Source organism: Mesorhizobium sp. Cs1299R1N3 (assembly GCF_037179625.1).
GTDB lineage: Bacteria > Pseudomonadota > Alphaproteobacteria > Rhizobiales > Rhizobiaceae > Mesorhizobium > Mesorhizobium salmacidum.
Genome location: NZ_JAPYKQ010000009.1, coordinates 215,261 through 232,441 on the forward strand (window position 1 = coordinate 215,261; position 17,181 = coordinate 232,441).

Below are 17,181 nucleotides of genomic sequence, written 5' to 3' on the forward strand. Positions count from 1 at the left end.
GGCGGGACAGCGCCCCCCTCTGGCCTGCCGGCCATCTCCCCCACGAGGGGAGAGATCGGCTAATCACACCAATCCTCGCTTGACCATCATTGCTTCCGGCGAAGGCATCTTGCCGCGAAACGCCGTGTAAAGCTCTTCGGGGTCCTTCGAGCCGCCGGCTGCATAGATGTTCTTCCTCAGCCGCTCGGCCAGCGCCGGGTTGAAGGGATCGCCGGTTTCCTCGAATGCGGCGAAGGCATCGGCGTCGAGCACCTCGGACCACATGTAGGAATAATAGCCGGCCGAATAGCCCTCGCCCGCAAAGACATGGCCGAAATGCGAGGTGCGATGGCGCATCGCGATCGTGTCGGGCATGTCGAGCTTTTCCAATGTTTCGGCCTCGAAACGAAGCGCCTCCTCCGGCGCATCGGGCCGTGCATGGTAGGCCATGTCGATCAAGGCAGAAGCGGTGAACTCGACGGTGGCGAAGCCGGCGCCGAAAGTGCGCGTGGCCAGCATCTTGTCGAGCAGCGCCTGCGGCATCGGCTTGCCGGTCTTGACATGCAGCGCGTGCTTTTCCAGCACCGCCGGCACCGTCAGCCAGTGCTCGTAGAGCTGCGAGGGCAATTCAACGAAGTCGCGGCTGACCGAAGTGCCGGACACCGACGGCCAGGTAACGTCGGTCAGCATGCCGTGGAGCGCATGGCCAAACTCGTGGAACAAGGTCTTCGCCTCGTCGACCGACAGCAGGGCCGGTTCGCCCGCCGGCGGCTTGGCGAAGTTCATGATGTTGTAGATCACCGGCTGCGAGCCATGTCCGAGCTTGTAGCCAGACTTCAGCGCGCTCATCCAGGCGCCGGAACGCTTCGAGGGCCGCGCGAAATAGTCGGCCAGGAACAGGCCGCGCTCGCTGCCGTCGGCGTTTTTCACCACGAAGACACGCGCGTCCGGATGCCAGGCGGCGATGCCCTTCTTCTCCTGGAAGGTGATGCCGAACAGCCGCGTCGCGACGTCGAAGCAGGCATCGATGACGCGGTCGAGCTGCAGATAGGGTTTCAGCTCCGCCTCGTCGAAAGCGAACTTTTCCGCGCGCAGCTTCTCCTGGTAGAAACGCCAGTCCCAGGCTGCGAATTTTTCGTTGCTGCCGGCTTCGGCCGCCAGCCGCTCCAACTCCTTCTGGTCGGCGGCGGCTTTTTCCAGCGCCTTTTCCCAGACCGGATCGAGCAGCGCATGCACTGCCTCCGGCGTCTTGGCCATGGTGTCGTCGAGCTTGAGCGCGGCGAAGGAGGCGTAGCCGAGCAGCTTCGCCTTCTCGGCGCGCAGCTTCAGCATGTCGCGCACCACGGTCGTGTTGTCGGACGCGCCGCCATTCTGGCCGCGCATGGTGAAGGCGCGATAGGCGATCTCGCGCAGGTCGCGGCGTTCCGAGAAGGTCGTGAACGGCTCGTAGATCGAGCGCGATAGGGTGACGGCGTAGCGGCCCTTCTGGCCCCGCATCTCGGCGGCCTCGGCCATCGAACTTTTCACGAAATCCGGCAGGCCGGCGAGGTCGGCCTCGTCGAGGAACAGCGCCCAGTCGCGCTCGTCGGCCAGCACGTTCTGACCGAAAGTCGTGCCGAGCGACGACAGCTCCTCGTTGATCTTGGCCAATCGTATCTTGCCGTCGGCGTCAAGTTTGGCGCCGGAACGCACGAAGCCTTTCCAGGTCTTCTCCAGGACGCGCAGCGTCTCGGGATCGAGCTTCAGAGCTTCGCGGCGCTGGTAGAGGTCGTCGATGCGGGCAAACAGCTTCTCGTTCATCGAGATCGCTGAGAAGTGCCTCGATATCTTCGGCGAAATGTCGCGCTCCAGCGCCTGGATCGTCTCGTTGGTATAAGCGCCGGCGCGGCACCAGAAGATCGACGAGACATGATCGAGCGCCTCTCCGCCAAGTTCCAGCGCGGCAAGCGTGTTCTCGATGGTCGGCACTTCCTTGTTGGTGGCGATCGCGTCGATCTCCGCCTCATGCGCCTTCAGCGCGGCGTCGAAGACGGGGGGAAAATCACCGTCGCCAATATGGGCAAAATCGGGCAGACCTAGCGGGCCTCGCCACGCGGTCAACGGATGGGCGGCAAGATCGACGACTTTCGTGGAGGGCATGGAGGGTCTTTCGCTGGCGTCAGGAAGGAGGGTATCACCGATGTAGGACGCTGCCGGCTGACCCGCAATATACCAGTTGGCCGCTCCGCCTCAGTAGCCCTCGCAGGTTTCGGCGATCGCGGCTTGCGAGCTGGCGGTGATGCGGTTGTCGCTCACCGCGAAGGTTTCCTGCATCAGCATGTCATTGTTGGGGAAATCGTAGCAGGCGATCACGGTGGTGACCCCGCCTTCGCTCTTCTCGATGCGGTGGCGGATAGCAGCACCGGCAACCGCACCTTTCCATTCGTCGAGCGAAGCGATGAATTCCTGTTTGCTCTGGACGACGCCGAGGTCGTCGAGCTTGATGCGGACGTCGTCGGCGAGCAGGTCCGCCAGTTCGGTGCGATCGGCGACCAGCAGCGCCGAATACCAGCGGCTGATGATGGCGCGGTCATCGGCGCGCGCGGCCATGATCGCCAACAGCAACACGGCCGCCGTAAAAACGACCGGCCCGCCGTCCGTCAGCCGGCGCGCGGCCCCGTTCATTCCAGCACCGGCCGCTCGAAATCGCCGGTCTCCTTGTTCATCACCCAGAGCTCGCCGGTCGAAATGTCGAACCACGCTCCGTGCAGCGACAGTCGCCCCTTGCCCTCGAGGATCGAGACGCAGGGAAAGGTCCTGAGATTGGCGATGGAATAGCGGACCGAGATGCGCTCGAGGGCCGTCTGGCGCTCCGTCGCCGTCATGAAGGTGCTGGCCGACACCGTCTCGGCGGCCGGCGCGATCAGGCTCATCCATTTGCCGATGAAGTCGCCGGGAGACAGCGGCGCGGAATTGGGGTCGAGCGCGGCGCGGATGCCGCCGCAGCGGCCGTGGCCCATGACGACGATGTTCTTGACCTTGAGGCTCTGCACGGCGAATTCGAGCGCCGCCGAGGTCGAATGGAACTCGCCGTCCGGCTCGTAAGGCGGCACCAGGTTGCCGACATTGCGCAGCACGAAGAGCTCGCCGGGGCCGGCGTCGAAGATCGCCTCGGGGGCGGATCGGGAGTCGCAACAGGCGACGATCATGGTCTCGGGCGCCTGACCTTCGCGGGCGAGCTCGCGATAGCGACCGCTCTCGGTGGGGTAGCGGCCGTTCATGAAATTGCGGTAGCCGGCGAGGAGATGGTCGGGAAGATGAGGCATGGGCGGCTAAGGCCTTTCCGGTTGGAGGCGGAAGCTCGTTGCGGTCGACGAAAGGCTCTAACGGTAAAAGGCCGCTACGAGCAATGCAGAATTGCGGGGGCTGGCCATAAATGCCATGCGCCAAAGCGGGAACGCCCGCCGACTTGGTCACGCCCAGATGGCGACCGGTATGCCAAAACCGTCAGCAAGCGGCGGGTTGGGAAACGGCTTTGCTTCGCCACTGGCGATGCGGCCGGCGATCAGCATCATGGCCGCCGCATCGAGGAAATCGTCGGCGGCCGCACCATTTGGCGGCGGCTGCTCGAGGAAATCCATGTCATAGCCGTGCCGGCAAAGCAGCGCCTTGCGTTCCGCCATGCCGGCTGGATTGACGCTGCCCTTGATCTTCTTCGGCAACAGCATGGCCCGATCGCCGTTCAGGCGGCAGAAGGCGACTTCCGGGTGCGATTCGAAGACACGGCCGCGCAGCTCGGGCCGCGCGATCAGCAGCTCGTCGATCTCGCGGATTTTCGAGAAGATGCCGAAGGCCTGGATGGAAACGCCGCGCGGAGGGTCCGATGTGATCCTGGCCACCTCGCTTGCCCTGATATGTGCCGCGTACCAGGCTTCGGTCGTGGTGAAGCCGCTGGTGTCGGCATAGAGCGCGGCTCGCGACGGGATCGAAACGACGCTGGACTGGCGCGCACCGAGCAGCGGCCGCACCAGCGCTTCCGGCCCGCGCCCACCTTTGCTGGAAAACTCGGGCAGGCCGATCGGCATGTCGACGGCGACGATCGCGTCGTCGGGAATCGCTGCCAGCAGGGCGGTGAAGGTGGGGAAGACATCGACCGAAGGCGCGGCGTCGGGGTTACGAGGTGTCGAACCGGGTTCGCGCAGCACGGCGATCCAGCCGGCCTTGCAGCCATCGGCGCCGACGAGCACGACTTTGGCCGGGGTCACGCCCGGCGGTCCCGCCCCGGATGCGTGAGGTGGCGCAGCTGGACCATGGCCATCGGGTGCGACAGGCTCTGCGCATCGGTCTCGAGTTGCAACTCGTCGCCGCCGCGTTTTGCCGTGCGCGCCAGGATCTCGTAGACCGCCGCCGTGGTCGACTGCAGCGCCTTGATCGCCGGCTGGCCGGACAGAATGCGCGCCAGGTAGACCGCCGCGGTCAGGTCGCCCAGGCCGTTCGGCGGCTTGTCGATCAGGCGGTGTTCGGCGAGCAGCGCCTGGGTGCCGTCGAGCAGCAGATTGCCGGTGCCGCCTGAAATCATCGACGGTGCCGAGGTGACCAGCATGGTCGACGGTCCGGCATGGAGTGCCGCCGAGATCACCGATTTCAGGTCGGGCAGCGGTGCGCCGGTCATCCATTCCAGCTCATAGCGGTTTGGGGTGGCGATGTCGGCGATCGGCATCAGCCGGTCGCGCATGGCGGCGGCGGTGGGCTCGGGCACATAAAGGCCACCGGAATCGCCCATTACCGGATCGCAGATATAGACGGCGTCGGGCGTCCTCGCCTTGACCGCGGCGACCAGCGAGGCGACCGCCTCGGCCTGGCCGGCCTCGCCGAGATAGCCCGACAGCACGGCACCGACCTCACCGAGCCACGGCGCGCGCTCCAGATCGGCCATCAGCGCCGTGAACTGGTCGAGCGGCGGCACGATGCGGGTCGCGCGGCCATGGCCGGGATGCCAGGGCAGGATGATTGTCGGCACCGCCCAGACCGGAAAGCCCAGCGTCTCCAGCGCAAAGACGGCGGCACGGTTGCCGACCGAGCCACGCGCGACATGGCTGGAAATGACGATGACCGCGCGCGGCGCGTCGGTTTTTTCGGCGCTCATTGTTTTTTTTATTCCTAGCTGCCCCGGGTGAGGAAAAGCACGAGCCAGACCATCAAGCCCAGCGCCAGAAGCAGGCCGAGTATCCTGCCAACGCGCGTACCCCAGACTTCGATCGGGTCCGAGCGGTCGGCATCGGCCGCGGAGACGTGGTCGCGCATGCCTTTTGTCGTCCGTGCCACGAAAGAGTTGCCGGCCGGATCGGTCTCCTGCGCGACGCGCTGGAGGATACGGCGCGATTCCCTGTCGCTGTCCTGGCCTTCCGGCATGATGATGTCCCGTTTTGGTGGAACCTTATCGCGTTCGCGCGGCCAATCACAGGGCCTTGCGCGGGGGCGATCCATGCCGGGCCTGATGCAGAGGTCGTGGCCGTTTTCTTGCGCGCCGATTGTGGTAATGCTTCGGATGCAACTTCTATCGAGGGACCCCCATCATGCTTGCCCAGCGCCTTGCTCGACCATCGACATTCCGCACGCTGCCCGCCTTCCTGATGATGGCAATCGTGCTGCCGCTGCTTGCCGGCTGCGGCTACAACACGATCCCGACGGCGGAAGAAAACGCCAGGGCGGCATGGAGCGAGGTGTTGAACCAGTATCAGCGCCGCGCCGACCTCATCCCCAATCTGGTGGAGACGGTCAAAGGCTATGCCTCGCATGAAAAGGACACGCTCGACGCCGTTGTCCAGGCGCGGGCCAAGGCGACGCAGATCACGGTGACGCCGGAAACGTTGAAGGATCCGGAAGCGCTCAAGAAGTTCCAGGATGCCCAGGCAGGGCTGACCAGCGCACTGTCGCGGCTGATCGCGGTGTCGGAGGCCTATCCCGACCTCAAGGCCAACCAGAATTTCCTGGCGCTGCAGGCGCAGCTCGAAGGCACGGAGAACCGCATCGCGGTGGCGCGTCGCGACTACATCCAGGCCGTCAGGGACTACAATCTGACGCTGAAGACGTTCCCGTCGGTGCTGTGGGCGACCTTCTGGTTCCGCGGCAGCGAGCCCTTCGCCAACTTCACCGTAGAGGAAGACAAGATGCAGCCGCCGAAGGTCGATTTCGGCACGAAGCAGGGCGGGTGAACGGCGACTGTCATCGGAATAAATTCCGTGAAAAGACGGATCGCTGGCGTGCAAACACCCCCCTCTGTCCTGCCGGACCCGGCCCTTCGCTGTCGCTCCGGGCGTTCGTCACTCGGAAAGCCAAGCAATTGGCTTTCCGTCCGCTTCGCGGACCACTCCTCACCCCCCGCAAGGGGGGAGATTGGCAGCTTTGCGGCCGGCTTCCACTCTCAATCCCTGGCGATTGGCGAAACCCTGTATGACATCCAATCTCCGCCCTTGAGGGGGAGATGTCCGGCAGGACAGAGGGGGGCGCGACAGAACGCCAACCTGGCTGTTCTTGGTGCGTTATTCTGCCTTTTCCTCCTCTTGCCCCTAACCGCCTTCGCTGCCGATCTGCCGGCGCTCACGGGCCGCGTCGTCGACAATGCTGGCATCATCGATGCCGCGACCAAGGCGGCGCTGACGCAGAAGCTGGCGGACTTCGAAACCAAGGGCTCTGACCAGATCGTCGTCGCCACCATCCCCAGCCTCGACGGCGAGGAGATCGAACCCTACGCCAACAGGCTGTTCCGCTTCTGGAAGCTCGGCCAGGCCAAGGAAAACAACGGCGTCCTGCTTCTGGTGGCGCCCAACGACCGCAGGATGCGCATCGAGGTCGGCTATGGGCTGGAAGGCACGCTGACCGACCTGCACACCAAGCTGATCATCGAGAACGACATGGTGCCGGCCTTCCGCGCCGGCGATTTCTCCGGCGGCATCTCGAAGGCCGTCGACGACATGGTCATGGTGCTGGAGGGCAATCCGGAGGAGCTGGAGGCGCGCGGCAAGCGCAACGAGCAGGCCCCGTTCAATTCCGACGACCTGTTCTTCGCCATTTTCATCAGCATCTGGGCGATCATTTTCTTTGGCGGCATCGCGGCTTCGGTCCTGCCGCCGATCTTCGGCCAGAAGCTTGGGCCCGGACGCTATCGCTGGCTCGGCATGACCTTCGAGCCGCACCGGAGGTCCTCATCCGGGGGCGGCTGGTCCTCGGGCAGTTCCGGTGGCGGCTGGTCTTCGAGTGGCGGCGGTGGCGGCTTTTCTGGCGGCGGTGGTTCGTCCGGCGGCGGCGGCTCCTCGGGAAGCTGGTAAGGGCATGACGACGCGCAGCATCAGCCTGTTGAGGTCCAGCCGCCTTATCCCGGCTATCCATGCTGTCCTGATGGTGCTGGCGCTACTGCTGTCCAGCTTCGCGGGTTTCGCCGCCGAACTGCCTGTTCTGACCGGCCGCGTCGTCGACAATGCCGGCATCATCGATGCCGCGACCAAGGCGGCGCTGACGCAGAAGCTGGCGGACTTCGAAACCAAGGGGTCCGACCAGATCGTCGTCGCCACCATCCCCAGCCTGGGCGGCGAGGAGATCGAACCCTACGCCAACCGGCTGTTCCGCTTCTGGAAACTGGGGCAGGCCAAGGAGAACAACGGCGTCCTGCTTCTGGTCGCGCCCAACGACCGCAGGATGCGCATCGAGGTCGGCTATGGGTTGGAAGGCACGCTGACCGATCTGCACACCAAGCTGATCATCGAGAACGACATGGTGCCGGCCTTCCGCGCCGGCGATTTCTCCGGCGGCATCTCCAAGGCCATCGACGACATGGTCATGGTACTGGAGGGCAATCCGGAGGAGCTGGAGGCGCGCGGCAAGCGCAATCCCGCCGACAGCAGCACTCCCATCGACCCGATCGCCGCCATGTTCCTGATCCTGTGGGCGACGATGTTCTTCGGCGGCCTGGCAATGGCGTTCCTGCCGCCGATGTTCGGCACGAAGCTGTCGCCGGGCGTGTATAGATGGCTGGGCATGACGTTTCGTTATGGCCAGGGAGCGGGCGGATCCACGCGCGGCAGCGGCTGGACGACGGGGTCGGGCGGCGGGTGGTCCTCGGGCAGTTCCGGCGGCGGATGGTCCTCGGGGTCAAGCAGCGGCGGCGGCGGGTTTTCGGGTGGCGGCGGCTCGTCCGGCGGTGGCGGTTCTTCAGGAAGCTGGTGAGACAAGATCATGGCAACACGACCAATCAGCCCACAGGATCATGAGCGGATCGCCGCTGCGATCCGGTCGGCGGAATCCAGGACCGACGGCGAAATCTATTGCGTCGTGGCGCATGCCAGCGATGGCTATTTCGCCCCCGCGGCCTTGATGGCGACGCTCGGCATGCTGGTCGTCAGCCTCGTGGTCGCCTATGGGCTGGAGGCTTGGTGGCTCACCATCCGCCTGCCTCATTTCGTCATCGCTGAGTTGCTGGCGCTGGCCTGCGTGCTTGCCCTGCTGTGGACGCTGCCCGGCCTGCGCATCCATATGGTGCCGCGTCGGCTGCGCTATCAGGCCGCACACGCCAATGCGGTCAAGCAGTTCCTCGCCCGAAACGTCCACCGCACCACGGCGCGCACCGGCGTGCTGATCTTCGTCTCGGTCGCCGAGCGCTATGCCGAGGTGGTCGCCGATTCAGGCATCGACTCCAAGGTCGGCCAGCATGTCTGGGACGGAGTGGTGCGCGATCTCACCGCGCATGCCGGCGACGACCGGCTCGCCGACGGCTTCGCCAAGGCGATCGAGCAGGTGGGGGCGGTGCTGGCCGAGCACTTCCCGGTCACGCAAGGCGATACCAACGAGCTGGACGACCATCTGGTCGAGATCTGAAAGCTCGCCCGCAAACGCTCCTCAGCCGGATTCCTGACAGGCTTTGCTGGATGTCACCAGCGTCATGGATCGTCTGTGCGAAAGCGCACCATCGGCCGCCCGGACTCTTGCAATCGGGCAATGCGGGTTTATGGTTAACAAATCATGAATACGCTGACGATCGACATTCGGAAGGCAGACCCGCGCGATGCAGGCGCCATTGCCGAGGTGCATCTGGAAGCCTGGCGGGGCGCCTATTCCGGCATCATTCCGCACCGCACGCTGACATCGATGATCAACCGCCGTGGCGCCGACTGGTGGGCCAATGCCATCCGCCGCGCGGCCACCGTGCTGGTCGTCGAGATCGGCGGCAAGATTGCCGGCTATGCGACGATCGGCAAGAACCGCGCCAAGGAACTCAAGCAGCAGGGCGAGATCTACGAATTGTACCTGCGCCCGGAGTATCAGGGGATCGGGCTTGGCAGGCGGCTGTTTTCGGCTGCCAGGGCACGGCTCGCCGACCACGGGCTGAAAGGCATGGTGGTGTGGGCGCTGGAAGACAACCAGAACGCACTTGCCTTCTATGCCGGGGCCGGCGGCCGCGACGTCGCCGAAGGCGTCGAGATTTTCGAGCAGAAGGCGCTCAAGAAGGTCGCCTTCGTCTGGGAGTGACCGCCGGGGATAATCGGAAGGCGAAGTCCCTGACTCACGCAAAATCACGGCGCTGAAACATCTTGTGCCGATGATTGAACGCGTAGAACGCCATCGCGTCTCTCCGGATGCATCTAAGCACCATTCGCCGCATTGCACCATTTTGCGCCGCCCGCTATCTCCTGCCAATCGAGAGAGGGACAAAAGCCATGCGCATCGAAGCCATAGCCACCGGAAAGAATCCGCCTGACGACGTCAACGTCATCATCGAGGTGCCGATCGGCGGCGAACCGATCAAGTACGAGATGGACAAGGAGGCCGGCACGCTGTTCGTCGACCGCTTCCTGCACACCTCGATGCGCTATCCCGGCAATTACGGCTTCGTGCCGCACACGCTGTCGGGCGACGGCGACCCGATCGACGTGCTGGTCTGCAACACGCGCGCTTTGGTGCCGGGCTGCGTCATCAACGTGCGGCCAATCGGCGTGCTGATCATGGAAGACAATGCCGGCCAGGACGAGAAGATCATCGCGGTGCCGTCACCGAAGCTGACACTGCGCTACGAGAACGTCACCGAATACACGCAGCTGCCCGACATCACGCGCCAGCAGGTGCAGCACTTCTTCGAGCACTACAAGGATCTCGAACCCGGCAAATGGGTCAAGATCGAGGGCTGGCACGATTCCAAATACGCCAAGAAGATGATCATGGACGCGATCGACCGGGCGAAGGCGAGCAAGTAGGCAACCCGATTTCGTCATACCAGGGCGGAGCAGCGAAGCGGCGCTTCGGCGAACGTCCTCAGTTATCGACCCGGCCGAAAGCCGGCACGTTGCCGACCACCACGCGCTTGTCCTTGCCGCAGGCGAAGCCCTTCGCCTTCTCGTCGGCGATCTTGCGTGCCTGGTCGTTGGCGGTGGGGTTGCCGGTGGCCAGCACCAGGCCGACGGTGCAGCCGTCACGGGCGTCCATCTGGGCGACCTTGGCGACGAGCAGCACCTCGGTCTTCTTGGTCTCGTCCTCGGGATCGCTGATCGAGCGGCGGTGGATGACCGCGAATGGCACGGCTTTGTCGCCATTGGTTTCGATGCGCCACTCGACCTTGGCCCCAGACGAATTCAAGGCCGAAAAACTTTCCCAGGCGGACGTCATGTCGCCGCCCGGCGGAAAACCGTAGAACAGCGATTCGCGGGCGTCGTCATATCCGATCAGCACGGAATAGCCGCGGTAGCCGGAGCAGGCGAGGTCGGCCCAGTCGCCGTCGCCCTGCTCGGCCTGCGCATAGGTCACGCAGTCCTTCTTCCAGTCGAGGTCGGTGTAGGCGCTGGATATCTCGCCGGCTTGTGCCGCCTGGCAGAGGCCGGCGAGGGTGAGCGGGATCAACAGGCTGCGCATCGGGGAGATCTCCGTTGGAGGTCGTCCCAGCGTATCGCCAATGGCTATTTCTTCAAGCTCGCTTCGATCAGCAGGTCGGCGTTGCGGGCAACCGACTGCGCCGGTCCGCCGAGGCCGAACAGCTGGCCGCTGATATAGGCGCCTTCGATCAGCAACAGCAGCCCATCGCCCAGCGTGTCAGGGTCTTGCGCGCCCATCGCGGCCGCCATTGCGCGCAGGCGGCGGCGCAATTCCTGCTTGTTGGCCTCACTGACGACGCGGGCCGGATGGCTGTGGTCGGGATATTCGACCGCCGCATTGGTCATGCCGCAGCCGCGATAGTCCGCCACTTGCGTTCGCTTGCCGATCCGGGTCAGGAAAGCCTTGATCTGCGCGCGCGGGTCACCGGGATAGGCGGCAACGGCTTCATCGAAACGCTCCCAGTATTCAAGGTCGTATTGCCTGAGGTAGGAGGCGGCCAGTTCGTCCTTGGAGGGAAAGCTGCGATAGAGGCTGGGCTTGGTGACGCCGGCGCGCTTGACGATTTCGTCGACGCCGATCGCCCTGATACCTCGCCGGTAGAACAGGTCATAGGCCACGTCGAGGATCTTCTTGGCGGCTTTGGGTGGCGCGGATGCATGACCGTCTCTGATGGTCAGTTCAATATTTTTGTCGCTTGGCATCATGGGACTCGATTGACAATGTTACCGATCGGTACGATAGATACTCCCACCTTGCAACGTACCGGTCAGTAACATGATAGCTCAGTCCCGTCCATTTGGCCAGCGCTACGCTTTCGTCGTGGTTGGCGTCATCTTCCTTTGCCTGCTGATTGCCGCCGGCCTGCGCTCGGCGCCTTCCGTCATGATGCTGCCGCTGGAAAACAGTTTCGGCTGGCGACGCGACGTCATTTCGCTGGCCGCGGGCGTCGGCATCCTGCTCTATGGGCTGACAGGTCCGTTCGCAGCAGCGCTGATGGAGCGCATCGGGCTGCGCCGCACGCTGCTTGCATCGCTGGTGGTGATGTCGGCTTCGACCACGCTCAGCCTGCTGATGACCAAGCCATGGCATCTGTTCATCACCTGGGGCGTTTTTTCCGGCATCGGATCCGGCGCCGTCGCCAGCGTGCTCGGCGCCACCATCGTCAACCGCTGGTTCAAGACCAATCGCGGCCTTGTGATGGGGCTGATGTCGGCCTCCAGCGCCACCGGCATGCTGGTGTTCCTGCCGCTGATCGCCTCGTTGGCGCAAGCCGGCGGCTGGCAGCCCGTTGTCGTCGCCGTCGCGATCGCCACCGCGGCGTTGATCCCCCTGGTCTGGCTGCTGGTGCCGGAGCGCCCGGCCTCGATCGGCATGGTGCGCTATGGCGCCGAGGCGGATGATGTGCCGCCGACTTCGCCCGCGTCACAAGGCAATTTCCTGGCGCATACGCTCAACACGCTGCGCCGCGCCGCGGGCACGCGGGTGTTCTGGTACCTGTTCGCCACCTTCTTCGTCTGCGGCTTCACCACCAACGGGCTGGTTGGCACGCATCTGATCGCGTTCTGCGGCGACATGGGCATTGGCGAGGTGCAGGCCGCCGGCCTTCTGTCGATGATGGGCATTTTCGACCTGATCGGCACCACACTGTCAGGCTGGCTCACCGACCGTTTCGACCCGCGCAAGCTGCTCGGCGTCTACTATGGCATCCGTGGCCTGTCGCTGATCTACCTGCCCTATTCCGGGTTTTCGGCGACCAGCCTGATCATCTTCGCCGTGCTCTACGGCCTCGACTGGATCGCCACAGTGCCGCCGACGCTGCGGCTGGCCAACGAAGCCTTCGGCGACCGCAGCGGGCCGATCGTTTTCGGCTGGATCGTCGCCGGCCACCAGGTGGGTGCAGCCACCGCCGCCGCCTTCGGCGGCACCATGCGTGAGCTGCAGGGCAATTACGAACTGGCGTTCCTGATTGCCGGCATGACGGCAATCGCGGCGGCCTGTATTTCGCTCCTGATCAACACCAGCCGACCGGCCTTCGATCCGGAACCGCAGGCGGCTTGAGGCGCGTCGATATTCAGGTGAGGCCGGCCTCACCTGAATATCGACACGCCTCAGCGTGTAAGTACAGGCGCGAGGCATCTCAGTCGGGGTAGCAGACCATCGGAATGTTGGGCCAAACCGCCGCATCGCAGTTGGCGCTGGCCTGTCTCTGCTTGAAGGCGGCGCTGACCGGGCCGGTGACCACCGGGTCGACGCCGTCGGGCGCGTCGGCAAAGGCCTGCTGCGCGGAAGGCGTATTATCAGGCAAGAGAGGCCGCGCTTCCTTCAGCGTCGCGGCCGACTGAGCGGCGTTGGCCGCCAGCAGGACGGCAAAGGCAGCGGACGCGATCAGCGGCCAAAATCGGTTGAGTTTATCGGTCATGACGTTCGAACTGCCCGGGGCCTGAAAAGGTTCCCGCCTTGGTTAACAAAATCATTTCACACGCAGATGCTTAAGATTTGATGAGTATTTGGTGGCGCGCGTCCCCTTTCGCAACTGCGAAAAACCCTGTATGAGCCGCGCAACCGAAAGAGGCAGCGCCTTTGGCCTGCTGCCTGCAACGCTTCCGAGACCAGAATCATGAACCTCCGTAATATCGCGATCATCGCGCACGTCGACCATGGAAAGACCACCCTGGTCGATCAGCTTTTGAAACAGTCCGGCTCCTTCCGCGACAATCAGCGCGTCGCCGAGCGCGCCATGGATTCCAACGATCTCGAAAAGGAACGCGGCATCACCATCCTGGCCAAGGCGACCTCGGTCGACTGGAAGGACACCCGCATCAACATCGTCGATACCCCCGGCCACGCCGATTTCGGCGGTGAGGTCGAGCGCATCCTGTCGATGGTGGATTCGGCCATCGTGCTGGTCGACGCCGCCGAAGGGCCAATGCCGCAGACCAAGTTCGTCGTCGGCAAGGCGCTCAAGGTCGGCCTGAAGCCGATCGTCGTCATCAACAAGATCGACCGTCCTGACGCGCGCCATGTCGAGGTGGTCAACGAGGTGTTCGACCTGTTCGCCGCGCTCGACGCCACCGACGAGCAGCTCGACTTCCCGATCCTCTATGGTTCGGGCCGCGACGGCTGGGTGTCGGAAAACCCGGAAGGGCCCAAGGACCAGCAGCTCGCGCCGTTGTTCGACCTCGTCATCAAGCATGTGCCGGCGCCGACCGTCCATCCCGGTCCGTTCCGCATGATCGGCACCATCCTGGAAGCCAACCCCTTCCTCGGCCGTATCATCACCGGCCGCATCGAGAGCGGCACGCTGAAGTCCAACCAGGCGGTCAAGGTGCTGCACAATGACGGCACCCAGATCGAAACCGGCCGCATCTCCAAGATCCTCGCTTTCCGAGGCCTCGAGCGCCAGCCGATCGAAGAAGCGCAGGCGGGTGACATCGTCGCCATTGCCGGCCTGTCCAAGGGGACCGTCGCCGACACGTTCTGCGACCTGGCGGTGACCGAGGCGCTGCATGCACAGCCGATCGATCCGCCGACCGTGACCATGTCCTTCCTCGTCAACGACAGCCCGCTGGCCGGCACCGAAGGCGACAAGGTGACCAGCCGCGTCATCCGCGACCGGTTGCTTCGGGAAGCCGAAGGCAATGTCGCGCTCAAGATCGAGGAATCGCCCGACAAGGATTCGTTCTTCGTCTCCGGACGTGGCGAATTGCAGCTCGCCGTGCTGATCGAGACGATGCGCCGCGAAGGCTTTGAAATCGCCGTCTCGCGTCCGCGCGTCGTCATGCAGAAGGGCGAGAATGGCGAATTGCTGGAGCCGGTCGAGGAAGTCGTGATCGACGTCGACGAGGAGCATGCCGGTGTCGTCGTGCAGAAGATGTCGGAGCGCAAGGCCGAAATGGTCGAGCTGCGTCCCTCGGGCGGCAACCGCCAGCGCATCGTCTTCCACGCGCCGACGCGCGGCCTGATCGGTTACCAGTCGGAACTTTTGACCGACACGCGCGGCACCGCCGTGATGAACCGGCTGTTCCATGCCTACGAGCCCTACAAGGGCGAATTGCCCGGCCGCACCAACGGCGTGCTGATCTCCAACGAGCAGGGCGAGTCGGTCGCCTACGCCATGTGGAACCTGGAAGACCGTGGCCCGATGGTCATCGATCCGGGCGTCAAGGTCTATCAGGGCATGATCATCGGCATTCACAGCCGGGACAACGATCTCGAAGTGAACGTGCTGAAGGGCAAGAAGCTGACCAACATCCGCGCCGCCGGCAAGGATGAAGCGGTCAAGCTCACCCCGCCGATCCGCATGACGCTGGAGCGCGCGCTGGCCTGGATCCAGGACGACGAGCTGGTCGAGGTGACGCCGAAGACCATCCGCCTGCGCAAGCTCTATCTCGACCCGAACGAGCGCAAGCGTTTCGAGAAGTCGTCGAAGGCGGTCGGCGCGGCGTAAGGGTTTCCTTTTCCGAGAGTTGAGAGGGCGGAGCACCTGTGCTCCGCCCTTTTTCGTTCATCCACCCGCGGCCGAGATGATGGTCCGCCGGTCAAGCTCGCCGGAGAGATCGATGCGGATTGTCGCTCCCTCTCGGGCTGGTTTGCGCAGGGCCTTTGCTCCATCCGGCTCGACGGTCAGCAACCTCCGTTCGTCCAGTGCCTGAAGCCGCGACCGCGAGATGCGAAGTTCGTTGGCAAGCAGCCGGTCGAGCCTCAGCGATACCGGTATTTCCAGACCGAGCCGGAGTTCCAGCGCCGTCGCGTCTTCCTTCATCTCGCCGATCACCTGCTTGCGCACGGCGGCGTCAGGGAACTCCTCGACGCGTCCCACCTGTTTGCGCAGGGCAACGATGTCGAAGGCATGGCTCCGGACCAGTGCCGGATCATTGCTTTCGAGCGCCGCGAGCAGCGCCGGCGCGATATCGCGGCGGTTGCAGCGCTCGAAAATACCGAAATTCCAGGAATTGTCGCAATCGACGCAACGATAGATCAGCCACACGTCGATGCGCTTGCCGTTGGCGTTGACGCGAAATTTCCCGCTGCAGCGATAGGCTTTCACGCAGCCGCAGCGATTGCAGTTGATCAGGGGGCGTGGTGCGATTTCAGGCGCGATCGTCCAGTGGATGCGCAGGGCCGAAGACATGCCGGTAAGTCCTTCCCGTCGGGAAGCTCATCCGGTCGGCGATGTCGAGGTGCCCATGCGGGCGCGGCGTGGCGGGTGGCTGCGGAGATTGTGAATACAGGTGTCGCTGGCAAAAAGCGCAACAGCGGTTCAGCAGTGCCAAACCGGTCTCGAACCGCCGCCCAGAAGAACACATGAAAACGAAACAGGCACTGCTGATGCGGCGCCATGCAGGTGTGTCGGGGGAGTTTGACGAGACCGGCGGTTACTGAGGCAAAGTGAGGCTCGAAATTGTTTCGCGGCGGCCCTTCTAGCGGCGTGACGCCGGGTCTGCAAGGGGCTCCGCAAGCACGCGGCAGGTCAGCGCCCATGGCCCATATTGTCTTGCCTTGGCCAAAGCCGCAGCTGTCGGGTTATTGTGGCTGATCGAGCCCCGACGCAGAGATCCTCGCCATGCACCTCGCCTCACTGCTGATCTTCGCCGCCGCCTTGTTCGTGGCCGCCGGTTCGCCCGGTCCGTCGATCGCGGCGCTCGTCGCGCGCGTCATCTCGAAAGGGTTTCGCGATGTGTTTCCGTTCCTGCTTGCCATGTGGATCGGCGAAGGCATCTGGCTGTCGCTGGCTGTGTTCGGGCTGGCGGTGGTGGCGCAGACCTTCCATCTCGCTTTTGTCATGGTGAAATGGGTTGGCGTCGCCTATCTCGCCTACCTCGCCTGGAAGATGTGGACGGCGCCCGTCGACGCCAAGGAAGGCGAGATGCCGCGCGAGGATTCGGCCGGCAAGCTGTTCTTCGCCGGCATGGCCGTCACGCTCGGCAATCCCAAGATCATGATGTTCTATCTGGCGCTGTTGCCGACCATCATAGACCTCGCTTCGGTCAGCCTCGTCGGCTGGGTCGAACTGACGGCGACCATGGCGGTGGTGCTGATCGCCATCGATCTCGCCTGGGTGCTTGCCGCCTCGCAGGCGCGCAAGCTGCTCAGGAGCAAGCGCGCCATGAAGATCGCCAACCGCGTCAGCGCCACGACAATGGCCGGTGCCGCGGCGGCCATCGCGGCGCGGTCCTAGGGCAGTTCGCTGTTCCATGGAAACGTCGAACCGCTCTAGCTCTTTGTTTTAACGCAATTCCCTAGAGCGGTTCACGAGTTGATGGAATCGAAGGGATTCCGGATCAGTCGGTTTTGTGATTCAAGATGCTGGCTGGAATGGAGGCCAGCATCTGATGACTCGACCTCTTTCCAATGATCTTCGCGAGC

19 protein-coding genes are annotated in these 17,181 nt (G+C 64.1%); 9 read left to right on the forward strand and 10 right to left on the reverse strand.

The genetic code is table 11. From position 1 onward, the window contains the following. Positions 1-63: 63 nt before the first annotated feature. From O7B34_RS20560 to O7B34_RS20585, 6 genes are all read right to left on the reverse strand, one after another. Positions 64-2,118, reverse strand: coding sequence for a M3 family metallopeptidase (locus O7B34_RS20560; RefSeq protein WP_337147778.1), 2,055 nt, complete (start codon positions 2,116-2,118; stop codon positions 64-66). Between the two features lie 90 nt (positions 2,119-2,208). Continuing rightward, a complete protein-coding gene (locus O7B34_RS20565; protein WP_337147779.1) occupies positions 2,209-2,643 on the reverse strand; it encodes a nuclear transport factor 2 family protein in 435 nt (144 codons plus the stop codon). Next, positions 2,640-3,284: a carbonic anhydrase gene (locus O7B34_RS20570; RefSeq protein ID WP_337131869.1), complete on the reverse strand. Its 645-nt coding sequence runs from the start codon at positions 3,282-3,284 to the stop codon at positions 2,640-2,642. Before O7B34_RS20570 ends, O7B34_RS20565 begins: the two co-directional genes overlap by 4 nt. 147 nt (positions 3,285-3,431) lie before the next feature. Then, entirely contained in the window at positions 3,432-4,223 is a 792-nt protein-coding gene (locus O7B34_RS20575) for a DUF429 domain-containing protein (RefSeq protein WP_337147780.1), read from the reverse strand. Next, positions 4,220-5,104, reverse strand: coding sequence for a pyridoxal kinase PdxY (pdxY, locus tag O7B34_RS20580; protein WP_337147782.1), 885 nt, complete (start codon positions 5,102-5,104; stop codon positions 4,220-4,222). The genes O7B34_RS20575 and pdxY overlap by 4 nt, the downstream gene beginning before the upstream one ends. 14 nt (positions 5,105-5,118) lie before the next feature. Next, positions 5,119-5,370, reverse strand: coding sequence for a hypothetical protein (locus tag O7B34_RS20585; protein ID WP_337105581.1), 252 nt, complete (start codon positions 5,368-5,370; stop codon positions 5,119-5,121). Between the two features lie 164 nt (positions 5,371-5,534). Between O7B34_RS20585 and O7B34_RS20590 the strand changes: the two genes are divergently transcribed. The 6 genes from O7B34_RS20590 to ppa all read left to right on the forward strand — a co-directional run bounded on the left by O7B34_RS20590 (position 5,535) and on the right by ppa (position 10,202). Continuing rightward, entirely contained in the window at positions 5,535-6,173 is a 639-nt protein-coding gene (locus O7B34_RS20590; protein WP_027144535.1) for a LemA family protein, read from the forward strand. Between the two features lie 258 nt (positions 6,174-6,431). Then, complete coding sequence (locus tag O7B34_RS20595) at positions 6,432-7,286, forward strand: TPM domain-containing protein (protein ID WP_442920981.1); 855 nt, start codon at positions 6,432-6,434, stop codon at positions 7,284-7,286. Positions 7,287-7,290: 4 nt separating this feature from the next. Continuing rightward, positions 7,291-8,181 carry a TPM domain-containing protein gene (locus tag O7B34_RS20600; protein WP_337147783.1) on the forward strand — a complete coding sequence of 297 codons (891 nt, stop codon included), beginning with the start codon at positions 7,291-7,293 and terminating at the stop codon, positions 8,179-8,181. 9 nt (positions 8,182-8,190) lie between these two features. Then, on the forward strand, positions 8,191-8,829 hold the full coding sequence (locus tag O7B34_RS20605) for a TPM domain-containing protein (protein ID WP_337147784.1): 639 nt from the start codon (positions 8,191-8,193) through the stop codon (positions 8,827-8,829). A 144-nt stretch (positions 8,830-8,973) separates the two neighbouring features. Next, a complete protein-coding gene (locus tag O7B34_RS20610; RefSeq protein WP_337147785.1) occupies positions 8,974-9,480 on the forward strand; it encodes a GNAT family N-acetyltransferase in 507 nt (168 codons plus the stop codon). 188 nt (positions 9,481-9,668) lie between these two features. Then, complete coding sequence (ppa, locus tag O7B34_RS20615) at positions 9,669-10,202, forward strand: inorganic diphosphatase (protein WP_140503932.1); 534 nt, start codon at positions 9,669-9,671, stop codon at positions 10,200-10,202. 58 nt (positions 10,203-10,260) lie between these two features. On the opposite strand, the gene O7B34_RS20620 is transcribed toward ppa, so the two are convergent. Both O7B34_RS20620 and O7B34_RS20625 read right to left on the reverse strand, forming a co-directional pair. Next, positions 10,261-10,854 (reverse strand): hypothetical protein, encoded by a 594-nt coding sequence (locus O7B34_RS20620; protein ID WP_337147786.1) that lies wholly within the window; start codon positions 10,852-10,854, stop codon positions 10,261-10,263. A gap of 44 nt (positions 10,855-10,898) precedes the next feature. Further along, positions 10,899-11,516 carry a TetR/AcrR family transcriptional regulator gene (locus O7B34_RS20625; RefSeq protein WP_140716697.1) on the reverse strand — a complete coding sequence of 206 codons (618 nt, stop codon included), beginning with the start codon at positions 11,514-11,516 and terminating at the stop codon, positions 10,899-10,901. A 73-nt stretch (positions 11,517-11,589) separates the two neighbouring features. Here O7B34_RS20625 and O7B34_RS20630 point away from each other — a divergent pair, with 73 nt between their 5' ends. Then, positions 11,590-12,873 (forward strand): MFS transporter, encoded by a 1,284-nt coding sequence (locus O7B34_RS20630; RefSeq protein ID WP_181166611.1) that lies wholly within the window; start codon positions 11,590-11,592, stop codon positions 12,871-12,873. 79 nt (positions 12,874-12,952) lie between these two features. Here O7B34_RS20630 and O7B34_RS20635 read toward each other — a convergent pair whose 3' ends face one another. Beyond that, complete coding sequence (locus O7B34_RS20635; RefSeq protein WP_337147788.1) at positions 12,953-13,234, reverse strand: hypothetical protein; 282 nt, start codon at positions 13,232-13,234, stop codon at positions 12,953-12,955. Positions 13,235-13,432: 198 nt separating this feature from the next. Between O7B34_RS20635 and typA the strand changes: the two genes are divergently transcribed. Continuing rightward, the gene (typA, locus tag O7B34_RS20640) at positions 13,433-15,262 is read left to right on the forward strand and encodes a translational GTPase TypA (RefSeq protein WP_027145159.1); all 1,830 of its coding nucleotides are present in this window, start codon (positions 13,433-13,435) and stop codon (positions 15,260-15,262) included. A 57-nt stretch (positions 15,263-15,319) separates the two neighbouring features. Here the strand turns inward: typA and O7B34_RS20645 are convergent, their stop codons facing one another. After that, the gene (locus O7B34_RS20645) at positions 15,320-15,946 is read right to left on the reverse strand and encodes a DUF1062 domain-containing protein (protein WP_337147789.1); all 627 of its coding nucleotides are present in this window, start codon (positions 15,944-15,946) and stop codon (positions 15,320-15,322) included. 432 nt (positions 15,947-16,378) lie between these two features. Here O7B34_RS20645 and O7B34_RS20650 point away from each other — a divergent pair, with 432 nt between their 5' ends. Then, entirely contained in the window at positions 16,379-16,993 is a 615-nt protein-coding gene (locus tag O7B34_RS20650) for a LysE family translocator (RefSeq protein ID WP_337105589.1), read from the forward strand. Positions 16,994-17,181 lie beyond the last annotated feature (188 nt).